This is a genomic window from Nocardia sp. NPDC058633 (assembly GCF_042717045.1).
Taxonomy (GTDB): Bacteria; Actinomycetota; Actinomycetes; order Mycobacteriales; family Mycobacteriaceae; genus Nocardia.
The window spans coordinates 144081-157896 of the sequence record NZ_JBHXRA010000002.1 but is presented as its reverse complement, the minus strand read 5'-3'; the positions used below and the strand labels follow the sequence as shown (position 1 = coordinate 157896).

General features: G+C 67.2%; 15 protein-coding genes. 9 read left to right on the top strand and 6 right to left on the bottom strand.

Features of this window, described 5'->3' with window-relative positions:
- The first annotated feature begins 1 nt into the window (after position 1).
- A complete protein-coding gene (locus ACFWUR_RS02870) occupies positions 2–802 on the top strand; it encodes an FHA domain-containing protein (protein ID WP_378900930.1) in 801 nt (266 codons plus the stop codon).
- Positions 803–836: 34 nt separating this feature from the next.
- Complete coding sequence (locus ACFWUR_RS02865) at positions 837–1691, top strand: SDR family oxidoreductase (RefSeq protein ID WP_378900927.1); 855 nt, start codon at positions 837–839, stop codon at positions 1689–1691.
- Between the two features lie 60 nt (positions 1692–1751).
- Here ACFWUR_RS02865 and ACFWUR_RS02860 read toward each other — a convergent pair whose 3' ends face one another.
- Positions 1752–2696, bottom strand: coding sequence for a threonine/serine dehydratase (locus tag ACFWUR_RS02860; RefSeq protein ID WP_378900924.1), 945 nt, complete (start codon positions 2694–2696; stop codon positions 1752–1754).
- A 201-nt stretch (positions 2697–2897) separates the two neighbouring features.
- On the opposite strand from ACFWUR_RS02860, the gene ACFWUR_RS02855 reads away from it, so the two are divergent.
- The 5 genes from ACFWUR_RS02855 to thpD all read left to right on the top strand — a co-directional run bounded on the left by ACFWUR_RS02855 (position 2898) and on the right by thpD (position 6840).
- Positions 2898–3608, top strand: a complete 711-nt coding sequence (locus ACFWUR_RS02855) for a response regulator transcription factor (RefSeq protein WP_378900921.1) — start codon at positions 2898–2900, stop codon at positions 3606–3608.
- Positions 3609–3679: 71 nt separating this feature from the next.
- Positions 3680–4231, top strand: a complete 552-nt coding sequence (ectA, locus tag ACFWUR_RS02850) for a diaminobutyrate acetyltransferase (RefSeq protein ID WP_378900918.1) — start codon at positions 3680–3682, stop codon at positions 4229–4231.
- Complete coding sequence (gene ectB / locus ACFWUR_RS02845) at positions 4231–5499, top strand: diaminobutyrate--2-oxoglutarate transaminase (protein ID WP_378901545.1); 1269 nt, start codon at positions 4231–4233, stop codon at positions 5497–5499. The genes ectA and ectB overlap by 1 nt, the downstream gene beginning before the upstream one ends.
- A complete protein-coding gene (locus tag ACFWUR_RS02840) occupies positions 5496–5900 on the top strand; it encodes an ectoine synthase (RefSeq protein WP_378900915.1) in 405 nt (134 codons plus the stop codon). Before ectB ends, ACFWUR_RS02840 begins: the two co-directional genes overlap by 4 nt.
- Positions 5893–6840 (top strand): ectoine hydroxylase, encoded by a 948-nt coding sequence (thpD, locus tag ACFWUR_RS02835; RefSeq protein ID WP_378900912.1) that lies wholly within the window; start codon positions 5893–5895, stop codon positions 6838–6840. Before ACFWUR_RS02840 ends, thpD begins: the two co-directional genes overlap by 8 nt.
- Here thpD and ACFWUR_RS02830 read toward each other — a convergent pair.
- Positions 6837–7805 carry a hypothetical protein gene (locus ACFWUR_RS02830; protein WP_378900909.1) on the bottom strand — a complete coding sequence of 323 codons (969 nt, stop codon included), beginning with the start codon at positions 7803–7805 and terminating at the stop codon, positions 6837–6839. The genes thpD and ACFWUR_RS02830 overlap by 4 nt on opposite strands.
- A gap of 228 nt (positions 7806–8033) precedes the next feature.
- Positions 8034–9053: a hypothetical protein gene (locus ACFWUR_RS02825; RefSeq protein WP_378900906.1), complete on the bottom strand. Its 1020-nt coding sequence runs from the start codon at positions 9051–9053 to the stop codon at positions 8034–8036.
- 58 nt (positions 9054–9111) lie between these two features.
- Between ACFWUR_RS02825 and ACFWUR_RS02820 the strand changes: the two genes are divergently transcribed.
- Positions 9112–9543, top strand: a complete 432-nt coding sequence (locus tag ACFWUR_RS02820) for a MarR family winged helix-turn-helix transcriptional regulator (RefSeq protein WP_378900903.1) — start codon at positions 9112–9114, stop codon at positions 9541–9543.
- Between the two features lie 119 nt (positions 9544–9662).
- Positions 9663–10934, top strand: coding sequence for a glycosyltransferase family 87 protein (locus ACFWUR_RS02815; RefSeq protein ID WP_378900901.1), 1272 nt, complete (start codon positions 9663–9665; stop codon positions 10932–10934).
- Between the two features lie 35 nt (positions 10935–10969).
- On the opposite strand, the gene ACFWUR_RS02810 is transcribed toward ACFWUR_RS02815, so the two are convergent.
- The 3 genes from ACFWUR_RS02810 to ACFWUR_RS02800 form a co-directional block, all read right to left on the bottom strand.
- On the bottom strand, positions 10970–11569 hold the full coding sequence (locus ACFWUR_RS02810; protein ID WP_378900898.1) for an SRPBCC family protein: 600 nt from the start codon (positions 11567–11569) through the stop codon (positions 10970–10972).
- Between the two features lie 223 nt (positions 11570–11792).
- Positions 11793–12827, bottom strand: a complete 1035-nt coding sequence (gene dmpG / locus ACFWUR_RS02805; RefSeq protein ID WP_378900895.1) for a 4-hydroxy-2-oxovalerate aldolase — start codon at positions 12825–12827, stop codon at positions 11793–11795.
- A 15-nt stretch (positions 12828–12842) separates the two neighbouring features.
- Complete coding sequence (locus tag ACFWUR_RS02800; protein ID WP_378900892.1) at positions 12843–13751, bottom strand: acetaldehyde dehydrogenase (acetylating); 909 nt, start codon at positions 13749–13751, stop codon at positions 12843–12845.
- Positions 13752–13816 lie beyond the last annotated feature (65 nt).

Sequence of the window (13816 nt, the reverse complement as noted above, 5' to 3'; positions counted from 1 at the left end):
CATGCCGATGTGCGCGGACGGACACCAGTCGCGGTCGACCGATTACTGCGATGTGTGCGGTTCGGCATTCGGCGCAGCGCCCGCGCCCGACCCGGCATCGCTGCGCGTGTGCGCACAGTGCCACGCGCCGACGAGCGGCCGCTTCTGCGAGGGCTGCGGCCATGACTCGGCCCTGCCGCCACGCGCGGGGGACCGACCCGCCGCGGCCGCTGGTGCGCGACCCGACCCGGTACGGGCAGGGGGACATTCGGCTGCCGCCGCTGTGTCGGGAGGCGACCCGTCCGGGTCCGGCTCGTCGGCCGATCCGACACGGGCCGGTGCACCACCCGATCACCGGGGTGGGATCGACTCGACGCCGGTCGCGCCCGAGGCGATCGCGGACAGTGGTCGGTCCGGCACATGGGTCGCTCGCGTCTTCGCCGACCGCGAGTTCTACGCGCGCGTCCAAGCCCGCAAGGGCCCCGATGCCGATCGTGTCGAATTTCCGGACTTCTATCCCGAACGTCGAATCATCTTGCGCGGCAGTCAGTTTCTGATCGGAAAGCGATCGGCTTCGCAAGGAATCGCGCCCGAGATCGACCTCGGCATCGCCCCCGCCGATATCGGTGTCTCGCGCGCGCATGCGATGATCCAGGTCGATCAGCGCGGCGCGCTCACCGTCACCGATCTCGGTTCCACCAACGGGACCAGCCTGGACGGCGCCGAAACACCGATCGCTCCACAGCAGGCGGTCGCCCTGCGTGAAGGCAGCCGGATCCACGTCGGCGGCTGGACCACCATCGCGATCACCACCGAACCGTAGACGCATCTGTTCACCAAACCGTAGGGTCGGGACCATGACGAAGTTCGACGGGAAGACCTGCCTGATCACCGGCGCCGCCAGCGGCCTCGGCCGCGCCACAGCCTTCGCGGCCGCCGCCAAAGGGGCGTCTCTCGTCCTCACCGACATCACGGCCGACGCGCTCGCCGCCACCGCCGAGGAACTACGCGCGACCGGAGCGACGGTGCACCTCGCGCACGCGGCCGATGTCAGTGACCATTCCGCGGTCGTCGGCCTGGCCGCCCATACCTTCGACGCCGTCAGCCATGTCGACATCGTCATGAACGTGGCGGGCATCGCCACCTGGGGCACCGTCGACAAGCTCACGCACCAGCAGTGGCGGCGCACCGTCGACATCAACCTGATGGGTCCGATCCACGTCATCGAGGAATTCGTGCGCCCGATGATCACCGCGGGCCGCGGCGGTCACCTGGTGAACGTGTCGTCGGCGGCGGGCATCTTCGGCCTGCCGTGGCACGCCCCCTACAGCGCCACCAAGTTCGGTCTGCGCGGCGTCTCGGAGGTGCTGCGGTTCGACCTGCGCCGCCACAAGATCGGCGTGAGCCTGGTCTGCCCCGGCGCGATGGCCACCCCGATGGCCGACACCATCGACATCGCGGGTGTCGACCGTGACAATGCCGCCTTGCAGAAGGCGATCGGACTGTTCATGCGCCACGCCGTCACCCCCGATCAAGCCGCCACCGCGGTGATCAAGGGTGTCGAGCGCAACCGCTACTGGGTCTACACCTCCCGCGACATCCAGTTCGCGCACTGGGGGCAGCGCTATTTCCCGTACGGCTACACCCTGGCCATGCGCGGCCTGAACACCGCGATGACCAACTACGCCACCAAGAACGCCCTGGTCCGCTAGGCGTACTTCCGGCTTCGCTGTGGCCATGCGCGGCAGGCAACGCCGGCGCGTCTGTGCCTGTCAGACGAGATCGCTGGGGTCGGTATTGGCCCCACACAGGATCACGCACACCCGTTCGCCGGGTTCGGGCTGGTAGATCGGGCCCGACCCGGTGTCGAGCAGCGCCGCCATCGCGGTGGCGGCGCCGTTCTCGACGGCGATGCGATGCGAATCCCACAGCTGCTGCCTGGCCGCGCGGATCGCCTCGTCGGGCACCAGCAGCGACCGCACACTCGGATGTCGGGCGGCGGCCAAGGCCGTCGCGGACACGTTCGGTGCGCCGAGGGAGTCCGCGGCGATCGAGTCGACCGTGACATCGACCGGGCGGCCTGCTTCGAGGGCCGCGTTGAGCGATCGAGCGCCGTGCGGTTCCACGGCCACCGTGCGGATCCCGAAGTGCTGTGCGGCGATCGCCGTTCCGGCGAACAACCCGCCGCCACCGACGGCGACGAGCACCGTATCCAGGCCGGGTAGCCGCGCCTGGATCTCGCGCATCAACGTGCCCGCACCCGCCGCCACGAGCGGATGGTCGTAGGCGTGCGCGGCCAGCGCCCCACTGGTCTCGGCGAATTCTCGGCACGCCGCCAGCGCCTGCTTGTATTCCGGACCGATCAGTCGAACCTCGGCGCCGTAGTCACGAAGTCGACCTATTTTGACCGGGGGCGCGGTCTCGGGCAGAAACACCGTCGCGGGCACCCCCGCCTCGCGTGCCGCCCACGCGCACGCCAGCCCGGCATTGCCCCCTGAGGCGATCGTCACACCGGCGTCCGGCAACGTCCCCGCAGCGGCGTGCGCGCGCACGAAATTCTGCGCGCCGCGCGCCTTGAAAGTGCCGGTGAACTGCAAGAACTCCAGTGCGAACCAGAGCGGATCCGGGCCGGGTGCCGCGGGTGCGACGGTGATCGGGCGAACGAATCCGTCGATGCGGTCCGCGGCGGCGTCGATGTCGGCAAAAGTCGTGGTCACGCCCACGACTATGCCATCGGAGCGGCCTCGCTGAACGGCCTGATGACCGGGCGAATTGTTACGACGGGTTTACGCCGGGGCCAGTCTGGGTACATAACAGAACGGTAACAAGCTCGAAGGCGGGATGTCGTGTCGGTTTGGGGACGCGAACTCCCCAAGCGCACCGGCACACATCCGGCATGTCAGCAAAGGATGTGCACAGTGAGCGCGAACCTCATGATTGTGGACGACGACGTCCAGATGCGTGGCGACCTGCGTCGCGCGATGGAAGACGAAGGCTATGCCGTAGCCGAGGCGGGCGTGCCTTCCGACGCCCTCGATCGGCTGCGAAACGACGGGCCACCCGATCTGATGATCGTCGACCTCATGCGGGGCGAGGCCGACGGCTTCGACTGCATCAGGGAGATCCGGCGTGATCACGACGTGCCGATCATCGTGATCAGCACCCGCTACGACACCCACGACGTGGTCGCGGCCCTGGAGGCGGGGGCCGACGACTTCGTGAGCAAGCCGTTCGAAATCAAGGAGATCACTGCCCGGATGCGCGCGCTCCGCCGTCGCGCCCGCATCACCGCCGATCGCGACACCGCCGTCGAGGCGGTGCTCGACGCCGATCCACACGCTCCGCTGGTGCTCGCCGCCGACGCGGGAGCGGTGCGCCGCGGCACCGAGGAGGTCCATCTCACAGTCACCGAATTCCGATTGCTGTGCGAACTCGCGGAGACGCCGGGCCGGGTGCTCAGTCGGTCCGTGTTGCTCGAAAGAGTGTGGGATCAGGGCTTTTTCGGTGACGAGCGCATTGTCGACGTACACGTGCGACGACTGCGCACCAAGATCGAACGCGACCCCTCTGACCCGCGCATCGTGGTTACCGTGCGCGGTCTCGGGTATCGCGTCGATGTGCAGTCGTAGTCAACGATTCGTCATACAACCGCAAAGAGCTCGACACAAAGACCGCAAAGTCGGCTGGGCACCTTAGAGATATGACAACGTCCACCATGTCCATCGAGTCGGCAGCGAATACGGCCGCCCCTGGTTCGGAACCGAGATTGCGTCATCCACGGCTGGGCGACGGCGCGCAGCTGTGGCGGATTGCTCGTGATTCGCAGGTACTCGACGTCAATTCCAGTTATGCCTACCTGCTGTGGTGTCGCGATTTCGCCGCAACCTCGCTGGTCGCCGACAGCAACGGCCAGCCCGTCGGATTCGTCATCGGATATGTGCGTCCGGAAGCTCCGGACACATTGTTCGTCTGGCAGATCGCCGTCGACGCGCAGTTCCGTGGCCGTGGCCTGGCGGGCGCCATCCTGCACGCGCTGCTCGATTCGGTAGCGGAAGCGGGCATCACCACCTTGGAAACCACGATCTCGCCCGGAAACACCGCCTCACAGGCCTTGTTCTCCGCGGTGGCCCGGGAACGCGGTGCCGAATTGCGCACCGTCGACCTGTTCGACGAAAAAGATTTCCCCGATTCACACGAGGCAGAGCTGCTGTATGTGATTTCACCGGCTCAGCGCCAGGAGGAACGACGATGATCACGACCACCGACACCAGCATTTTCGAGGCCATGGAATCGAACGTGCGCGGATACTGCCGTGACTGGCCGGCCATCTTCAGCACCGCCGAAGGCGCCTGGCTGCGCGACGAGCAGGGCCGCGAATACCTCGACTTCTTCGCAGGCGCCGGCGCGTTGAACTATGGGCACAACAACCCGATTTTGAAGAAGGCGCTGCTCGAATACATCGGCAGCAACGGCATCACCCACGGGCTCGACATGTCGACCGTGGCCAAGCGTGAATTGCTCGAGACCATCCGCGACAATCTCCTGTCGCCGCGTGGCCTCGATTACAAGGTGCAGTTCCCCGGCCCGACCGGCGCGAACGCCGTCGAGGCCGCGCTGAAGCTGGCCCGCAAGGTCACCGGCCGCAAGACCATCCTGAGCTTCACCAACGCCTTCCACGGCATGACCCTGGGTGCGCTGTCGGTCACCGGCAACGCGGCCAAGCGCGCCGGCGCCGGTGTGCCGCTCGAGCACTCGACCCCGATGCCCTACGACGGCTACTTCGACAACACCATCGAGGACTTCGGCTGGATGCAGCGCGTCCTCGACGACAGCTCCTCGGGTTTCGATCGCCCCGCCGCGGTGATCGTGGAGACCGTGCAGGGTGAGGGCGGCGTCAACCTGGCTCGCGCCGAATGGCTGCGCCACCTGGCCGGCCTGTGCGCCGCGCGCGACATCCTGCTCATCGTCGACGACGTGCAGATGGGCTGTGGCCGTACCGGCCCGTTCTTCTCCTTCGAGATCGCGGGTATCACCCCCGACATCGTGACGCTGTCGAAGTCGATCGGTGGCTACGGCCTGCCGATGGCGCTGGTGCTGCTCAAGCCCGAGCACGACCAGTGGTCGCCCGGTGAGCACAACGGCACCTTCCGCGGCAACAACCCCGCCTTCGTCACCGCGACCGCCGCCCTGCGCGAGTACTGGTCCGATGACAAGCTCGCCCAGCGCACCGCCGAGAACGGCGCCCACGTGGGCCGCACGCTGAGCGCGGTCGCCGACCGGCACGCCGGGGTGACCACCCGGGGCCGCGGCATGGTGCACGGCATCGTCTTCGACGACCCGTCGCAGGCGGGCAAGGTGTGCCGCACCGCGTTCGAGCAGGGTCTGCTCGTGGAGACCTCGGGCTCGATGGACGAGGTCGTGAAACTGCTGCCGCCGTTGACGCTCGGCAGCGACGAGCTCGACCAGGGCCTGTCGGTGCTGGTTTCCTCGATCGACACAGTCTGTGGTGGTGCCGCATGATCGTGCGTACCACCGAAGAGATCACCGGTACCGAACGGGATGTGGCGGGGCCGGGCTGGCGCAGCAAGCGCATCGTGCTCGGCGGTGACAAGGTCGGCTTCTCGTTCCACGAGACCACGATCGAGGCGGGTACCGTCCACCGGTTCCACTACCAGAATCACGTCGAGGCGGTGTGGCTGGTCGAGGGTGAGGGCAGCCTCCTCGATCTCGACAACGAGACCACCTACGAGTTGGGCCCCGGCTCGATGTACCTGCTCGACGGCCACGAACGTCATCAGGTCACCGCCCGCACCCAGCTGCGGATGCTGTGTGTTTTCAACCCGCCGGTCACCGGCCGCGAGGTACACGATGAGAACGGGGTGTATCCACTGATCATCGAGGAGGACAGCGCCAGTGTCTGATCAGCTCGACCGCTACCCGACCCGGCTGTCCGAACCGGTCCCGCACATCGAACGCACCGATCCGACGGTGTGGGCCGCGACACCCGACCCGCTGACGGGTGGCCCGCTCTCCGGCACGGTCACCTCGCCGGAGCTGGCCGGATTCGAGACGAACGGATTCGCGACGATCCCCGACCTGCTCACCCCCGACGAGGTGGCCGCGTTCGGTGCCGAGGTCGGCCATCTGGCGGCCGACCCGGTGCTCTACGGCGACGAACGGGTGGTTGTGGAACCCGTTGCGGGGCAAGTGCGTTCGGTGTTCCAGGTGCACCAGCTCAGCAAGCCGATCGCGGAGCTGATCGGTGAGTCGCGGATCATGGGGCTCGCCGAGCAGATCCTCGGTTCGCCGGTGTACCTGCATCAGACCCGGGTGAACTACATGCCCGGTTTCGGTGGTAGCGGTTTCGGCTGGCACTCCGATTTCGAGACCTGGCATGCCGAGGACGGCATGCCGGCCCCACGCGCGGTGAGCCTGTCGATCGCGTTGACCGACAACTACCCGTTCAACGGCAGCCTGATGCTGATGCCCGGTTCGCACCGCACCTTCGTGCCGTGCCTGGGCGAAACGCCCAGCGGGCACTATCGGGAGTCGTTGCGCGAGCAGCGAATCGGGATTCCGACGCCGGACGACATCACGTTCCTCGCCGCCCGCTACGGCATCACCCAGTTCACCGGGCAGGCCGGGTCGGCGCTGCTGTTCGACTCCAACATGATGCACGGCTCGTCGAACAACATCACCCCGTACCCGCGTTCGAACATCTTCATGGTGTTCAACAGCGTGGACAACGCGCTGGTGGAGCCCTTCGCGGCCCCCCAGCGCCGCCCGGAGCACATCGCCGCCCGCGACTTCACCCCGTTGCGTACGGACGCTGATGCCGTGCTCGCGGATCAGGCTCGCTAGGGCAGCTCGGACAATGCGGTGAGGGAGGCCGCCGCCCGCGGATCGTCGTGGGCGGCGGCCTTCCACCATTGTTCGGCCGCAGCGCGCTCGCCGTGTTGCAGAAGCAAGGCACCCAGGTCGTAGGCTGCGCCGCTGTGGCCTGCCTGCGCGGCCTGGGTCCACAGGGCGCGGGCCGAATCGTGGTCACCGCGGGCGTGCATGGCGGTGCCGAGGTCGTGGAGGGCGCCGCCGACACCGTGGTCGGGGGAGCGCGGGGGGTCGGCAGGTGTGCTGGAGATGGTCGGCGCGGGGCCGGAATCCGTGGTGAGCGGTTCGGGCTCGGCGGATACCGAAATCACCGGGGTAATCGGTTCGGGGGAAACCATGAGGGCAGTCGGCTCGGGGGAAGCCACCGGGGGAGTGACTGCGGTGGGACCGACGGGCGTAGTCGTATCGGCGGAAATGAGGGGTGTGACGGGCCTCGGCGGGTCGGCCGGGCCCGTGGTGAGTTCGACGACCAGTTCGTTGAAATCGGGGGTGCCGGGTCCGGTGCTGCACCACAGCGTCGATGCCCCGCCGGGGAGCAGGTCGACGACCATCCCGTAGTTCCCGGTCCAGGACTGATGCGTGCCCGACCCTGCCACCCAGACGGGGGTGAGCGTGAACAGCGCGTCCGGGGCGTGCGCGGTCACCGAGATGTCGATGCCCCTGGCGAGGGCTTCGTACCAGATGTCGACGCCCGCCAGCGATCTCCCGTCGAGGTTCACGTGCCCGTCGTGCACGGACAGCCCTAGGCCGAGCCCCGTCACGTCCTCGGGTGCCATGACCGACAGCGCGCGCAGGTGTACCGCCGTCGTCCCGACGGGCAGGGCTTCGGTGTACATGGGATACACCGCCGCGCCACACCATTCGATCGGATCGGCGCCGTGATAGCGCTGATCGAGCGGAATCGGGTCGCCAGGGCGTTGCGCGCCGGGATCATTCATCGGTGGCACCCACCCTTTCCGCTGTCACACCCCCTCGCGGCGCCAGACGGTCCGCGGTTGCGCGCTACACCGTACTCGCGTCTACGTGCGGGCGTGGCCGATTCACGACAACACCACCACGGAATGCGACAGTGCCCCCGGCGGCCTGCTGACCTGGTCCGGATCCGCGTGTTCGGATGTCGGGCACAGGAATTCGCCGGGGCACGACCCGACTGATCGGGCGGGGAATCAGACGGCGACCGATTCGCCGATCTCCTCCTCGACCGCGGCGGGCGCGATCGGCGTCGGCGCGTGGCGTGCCTCGTACCGCCCCGCCACCACGACCAGCACCACACCCACGGCCAGCCACGCGAACAGCCCGAACAGGCGTGACCCGAACCCGGCGCCACCGTCGAAGTAGAGCAGATCGCGCAGGCCTTCGACGAAGTCGGCGCCGTTCCAGAACGAGTGCAGGGCACCGAAGAAGCCGTTCTGGAGCTCGGGTCCGTAGACGCCGCCGGAGGTGGTGAAGTTCAGCATCACGAACAGGGTGATCAGGGCCAGGGTGGTCCAGCGCTTCAAGAACGTGTGCAGCCCGATGCCGATCAGGATGATGCCCGAGGTGTAGAGCCAGGCGATGCCGAACACGCTCGCGACAGCACTGTCGATCACGCCGAACACCGGACCCGCGACGAGGACGCCGATGAGGCTGACGACCAGCGCGGTCGCCACACCGATCGTGGCGCGCACCCGCATCCGCAACATCGCGCCCGCCGCGCCGATCACGGCGACGCTGCCGTACGCGCCGACGCTCAACGCGACGAGCAGGAAGAAGATGCCCTGGCCCGTCGGATCGCCGTCGGCCTTGGTCGTCACATCGGTGACCACCAGCGGCACGCCCTGATGATCGGACACCGATCGGAACGCGACCTCCGCGGCCATCGCGCTGGTATCGGAGCTCGCCGTGGCGACGAGCAGTTCGGGCACCGCGGCGTCGGGCACGTAGGCGCCGATGAGTTCGCGATTCTGGAGCGCGCTGACGGCCGCTTCACGGGTCGGCACGGTGACCATGTCCAGGCCGGCGCCGCCCTTGTCCTTCATCGTCTGCGCGAGCACCATCGACTGCGGGGAGTCGCCCACCACCGCGAGCGCCAGATTGTTCGGCTCGGGCTGGTGGAACGCGCCGAGATAGGCGAAAGCCATCCCGAGGCACATCAGCAGGGGGGTCAGCAGATGGCCGGCGATGTGCCGGAACTGTGCGCGAGTCATCGAGGGAAATCTCCAAACAGTTGGTAAATGCAACTAAGTATGGTTGTATGGTACAACTATGAATGTGCGGAACACAAGAACCCAGGCTGTCGACACCATTCAGCGGGAACTCACCGCCTTCGCCCGCCGAGCCCGCGGCCGCGCCGTCGAACTGCACCCCGAGTTGAGCCTGGTGGCCTACAGCATTCTCGACCTGATCCTCGAGCGCGACGGTTGCCTTGCCACCGATCTGGCCGAACAGTTCCTGCTCGACAAGTCGACCGTCAGCAGGCAGGTCGGCGCGCTCGAGAAGCTGGGCTATCTCGAACGCGCGGTCGATCCCGGCAATCGGCGCAATCACGTCCTGCACGCCACGGTCGCGGGTCGAACGGTGGCCCAAGAGGCCGAACGCCGTCGTCGCGAGGCCTTCCAGGAGCGTTTCGCCGACTGGTCGGACGAGGATGTCGCGGCCATGGCCAGATACCTGAGCCGCTACAACCACGGCGACTGACCAACCCGGGATCGCGTGCGCGACCTCTGCTGGTCGGCATCCACCTGGCTATTGCGCGCATCACTCCCGACGACGGGCGATGCCCCGATGACGCGCGCGAGTCGGTATAGTCGCCGCGGATGAGTAGTGACACCACCCACCCCGAGCAAGAGCGTTCACCACGCCCGATCAATCGAGCATGGTGGCTGGTGCCGGTATTGCTCACCATTGTCTCGGTCGTCTGTGTCAGGACGCCGATCTGGCCCTTCGAACGCTATTCCGACGGGTTCATCGACCTTCAGGTCTACCGCCTCGGCATCGAGGCGATGCGCGACGGCGCCGACATGTACGGCCAGCTGCCCAAGACCTCGATCGGCATCGGCCTGCCCTTCATCTACCCGCCGTTCGCGGCCGTCGCGCTCGCGCCGTTCGCGCTGCTGCCCTGGGGTGCGGCGAAGATTCTCTACGTCGTGGTGTCGGTCGCCGCCGTTGCCTGGACGCTGTACCTGGTCGCGCGCCGCTACCACCCGGACCGCAAGCAGGCCGCCCTGCTCGTCGCCGCCTGTGCGCTACCGCTGGCGATGCTGCTCGAGCCGGTCCGCTCGACCATCGACTTCGGTCAGGTCAACCTGCTGCTGATGGCGCTGGTCGCCACCGACTGCCTGCTCCCGAAAACCCGCTACCCCCGCGGCATGCTGATCGGCCTGGCCGCCGCCATCAAACTCACCCCCGCCGCGTTCGTGCTCTACTTCCTGGTCCGCAAGGACTACAAGGCCGCCGCGACCGCCGCGGCGACCGGCGCGATCGCGACCATCGCGTCGTTCGCGTTGCTCCCCACCGAGTCCACCCGCTACTGGTTCGGCGGGCTCGGCAACGTCTCGGGCCTGAGCGGCTCGGCCTTCCATACCAACCAGTCGATCCAGGCCGTCATGGCCCGCCTGCACATCACCGGCCTGCCCTTCGACGTCCTGTGGCTCGTGCTGGGCGCGCTGCTGCTCGTCCTCGTCGTCGCCGCGATGCGCAAGGCCGCCGACGCCCCCGTGATCGCGCTGTCGCTCAACGCGGTCTTCACGTTGTTGCTGTCGCCGATCTCGTGGTCGCACCACTGGGTCTGGATCGCCCCCGCGTTGCTCGCGATGGTCTGCCACGCCCGCACCCTGCCCGCCGCCGGTGCGCGAGGCTGGTACGTCACCGCGGTGGTCGTCGCCGCGGTCTTCGTGATCGCGCCGCACAGTTTCCTGCCCGACGGTGAACACCGCGAGACCTCATGGACGTGGAATCAGCACATCATCGGCGACACCTACGTGTGGCTGGCTGTCGTGCTGGTGGTCCTGTTCCTGGTCACCCGACGTCGCCCCGCGAAAGCCGTGGCTGAGCCCGCGGTGGTCGAAGAGCCGGTGCGCGTCGGGTAGCTCGGTCGCATCCGGTCGTCGGCGCAGGTAGGCCGTCACTCGAAACCGGGGGCCCGCTCCCGTGTCGGACGGGGAGCGGCGGCTACCGGGAGTCGGGTGGTGATTCTGTCGGGGTCGGCGATCTCGGCCAGCCGCTGAACGCTCGCGTCCAGCGCTGTCTGGATCGCGTGACGAAGCACGCCCGCATCGGTATCCCGGAGAACCCGACCGTGTAGGCCGGTGCGAAGCGTGGCACGCGAGATCTCGGGCAGGTGTTCGAGTTCCACCGTGAAGGTGACCGCGATCCCGGACACCGTGGCGCACGTCATCGTCCAGCTCCGAGCCGGTCGGAACTCGGTGACCACCAGGCGCACGTCGTGGAGCATGTGGAACATCTGGACCTGTGCGGCGAGTTCGTCACCGGCACCGAATCGATCCGGTGCCGGGCAGGCCCAGGTATGGAGTTCCGACATCCAGGAGGCGATATCCTCCGGCCGCGACAGCAGAGCCCACAGCGATTCCGCCGGAACGGGCAGCGAGACCCCGCCGCTGACAAGGACCTGATCCACACCGTAGGAGGCCGCGGCCTCGGGCGTGATCAGCTGACCGGTCTTACGTCCGCGATGACTCCGCTGGGCCATGATCCCCCACTTCATCGGAGCACGGTGTGCGGTGTTCGCACGTCGACCCTGCCCCGAACGGCGTGCAGGAGACGCTAGCCGACAGTTTCGAAATGTCCAGCCGGACAGCGGATCCCGCGAGCAACACTATGCCGGTGTCACATTCTTCGTGGAAAGTCACGATGTCCCCACGCGGGTACTCCGTGGGGACATCGTGATCGGACGCGCCGCTGCGAAGCGGCCATCGCATCGGGGTGGGTCAGGGGGTGATCGACGCTTCGCGTCGCAGTTCCAAGGCGATGTCGACGAGTTGGTCTTCTTGGCCGCCGACGAGTTTGCGTCGGCCCGCGCGGACGAGCATTTCGGCGGCGGAGACGTTGTAGCGTTCGGCCTGGCGTTCGGCGTGCTTGAGGAAGCTGGAGTACACGCCCGCGTAGCCCATCATCAGTGATTGCCGGTCCAGGAGGCATTCCTGCGGCATGGCGGGGCGCACGACGTCTTCGGCGGCATCGGCGATGGCGAAGAAATCGACACCGGTGGTGATGTCTAGTTTGTCGGCGACCCCGACGAATGCCTCGACGGGGGTGTTACCCGCGCCCGCTCCGAAGCGGCGGGTGGACCCGTCGATCTGGGTCGCGCCCGCGCGGACGGCGTAGACGGAGTTGGCGACGGCCAGGCCGAGGTTTTCGTGGCCGTGGAAGCCGACTTGGGCGTCGGTGCCGAGTTCGGTGACGACGGCGCAGACACGATCGGAGACCTGTTCCAGTACAAGCGCTCCGGCGGAGTCGACGATGTAGACGCATTGGCAGCCGGCGTCGGCCATGATCCGGGCTTGTTCGGCGAGTTTTTCGGGGGGTTGGGTGTGCGACATCATGAGGAAACCGACGGTTTCCAAGCCCAGGTCGCGGGCGTAGCCGAAGTGTTGGATGGAGACGTCGGCTTCGGTGCAGTGGGTTGCGATGCGGCAGATGGAGGCGCCGTTGTCCTGGGAGATCTTGATGTCTTCTTTGACGCCGACGCCGGGCAGCATGAGGAACGCGATCTTGGCGTTCTTGGCGGTGTGCGCGGCGATGCTGATGAGTTCTTGTTCGGGGGTTGTGGAGAATCCGTAGTTGAACGAGGAACCACCCAAACCGTCGCCGTGGGTGACTTCGATGACGGGGACACCGGCGTTGTCGAGGGCGGTGACGATGTCGCGGACTTCGGTGGTGCTGAATTGGTGGCGTTTGTGGTGGGAGCCGTCACGCAGGGAGGTGTCGGTGATCCGGATGTCGAGTTCTGCTGAATAGACCATGGTTTCACAAGCTCCTTACACCCGGGCCGAAAGGATCTGGGCGGCGATGACCTCGCCGACCTCGGTCGCGGCGGCGGTCATGATGTCGAGGTTTCCCGCGTACGGGGGCAAAAAGTCGCCGGCTCCTTCGACTTCGACAAAGACCGAGACCTTCGCCAGCCCCCCGGATACCACCGAGGGTTCGTCGAACTGTGGTTCGTTCAAAAGCCGGTAGCCGGGCACGTATTGCTGGATGTCGGCGACCATCTGGTGGATGGAGGCGGTGATCGCGTCGTGGTCGGCGTCGTCGGGGATCGCGCAGAAGATGGTGTCGCGCATGATCATCGGTGGTTCGGCGGGGTTCAAGACGATGATCGCTTTGCCACGCTGGGCACCACCGATGGTTTCCACGCCACGGCTGGTGGTCTTGGTGAACTCGTCGATGTTGGCGCGGGTGCCGGGTCCGGCCGAGACCGACGACACCGAGGCGACGATCTCGGCATAGGGCACCGGTACCACCCGGGACACGGCCGCGACGATCGGGATGGTGGCTTGTCCACCGCAGGTGATCATGTTGACGTTCGGTGCATCCAGCAGTGAGGCCAGGTTCACCGGCGGCACCACCGCGGGTCCGACAGCGGCGGGGGTGAGGTCGACGGCGCGGATGCCGAGTTCGGCGTAGCGGGGTGCGGCGGCGCGGTGGACGTAGGCCGAAGTCGCTTCGAACACCATGTCGGGCTTCTCGTTTTGGGCGAGCAGCCAGTCCACGCCGTCGGCGGAGGTTTCCAAGCCGAGTCCGCGGGCGCGTTCGAGTCCTTCGCTGTCGGGGTCGATGCCGATCATCCAGCGGGGTTCGATGGATTCGCTGCGGAGGAGTTTGTAGAGCAGGTCGGTGCTGATGTTGCCGGATCCGACGATCGCGGCGGTGACGTTCCCGTGGGACACGGTCGGCCTCCTAGGGGCGGCCGGCGTTGGCCGGCGAGATGGACGGCTCAGGTGGAAGACGAACG

Bases quoted from the DNA above. Each gene is read 5' to 3' on its own strand.
- ACFWUR_RS02820 (WP_378900903.1), top strand. From the start codon at position 9,112: ATGAATGTGCGGAACACAAGAACCCAGGCTGTCGACACCATTCAGCGG.
- ectA (WP_378900918.1), top strand. From the start codon at position 3,680: ATGACAACGTCCACCATGTCCATCGAGTCGGCAGCGAATACGGCCGCC.
- dmpG (WP_378900895.1), bottom strand. From the start codon at position 12,827: ATGGTCTATTCAGCAGAACTCGACATCCGGATCACCGACACCTCCCTG.
- ACFWUR_RS02840 (WP_378900915.1), top strand. From the start codon at position 5,496: ATGATCGTGCGTACCACCGAAGAGATCACCGGTACCGAACGGGATGTG.
- ACFWUR_RS02865 (WP_378900927.1), top strand. From the start codon at position 837: ATGACGAAGTTCGACGGGAAGACCTGCCTGATCACCGGCGCCGCCAGC.
- ACFWUR_RS02825 (WP_378900906.1), bottom strand. From the start codon at position 9,053: ATGACTCGCGCACAGTTCCGGCACATCGCCGGCCATCTGCTGACCCCC.
- ACFWUR_RS02830 (WP_378900909.1), bottom strand. From the start codon at position 7,805: ATGAATGATCCCGGCGCGCAACGCCCTGGCGACCCGATTCCGCTCGAT.
- ACFWUR_RS02815 (WP_378900901.1), top strand. From the start codon at position 9,663: ATGAGTAGTGACACCACCCACCCCGAGCAAGAGCGTTCACCACGCCCG.
- ACFWUR_RS02810 (WP_378900898.1), bottom strand. From the start codon at position 11,569: ATGAAGTGGGGGATCATGGCCCAGCGGAGTCATCGCGGACGTAAGACC.
- ACFWUR_RS02870 (WP_378900930.1), top strand. From the start codon at position 2: ATGCCGATGTGCGCGGACGGACACCAGTCGCGGTCGACCGATTACTGC.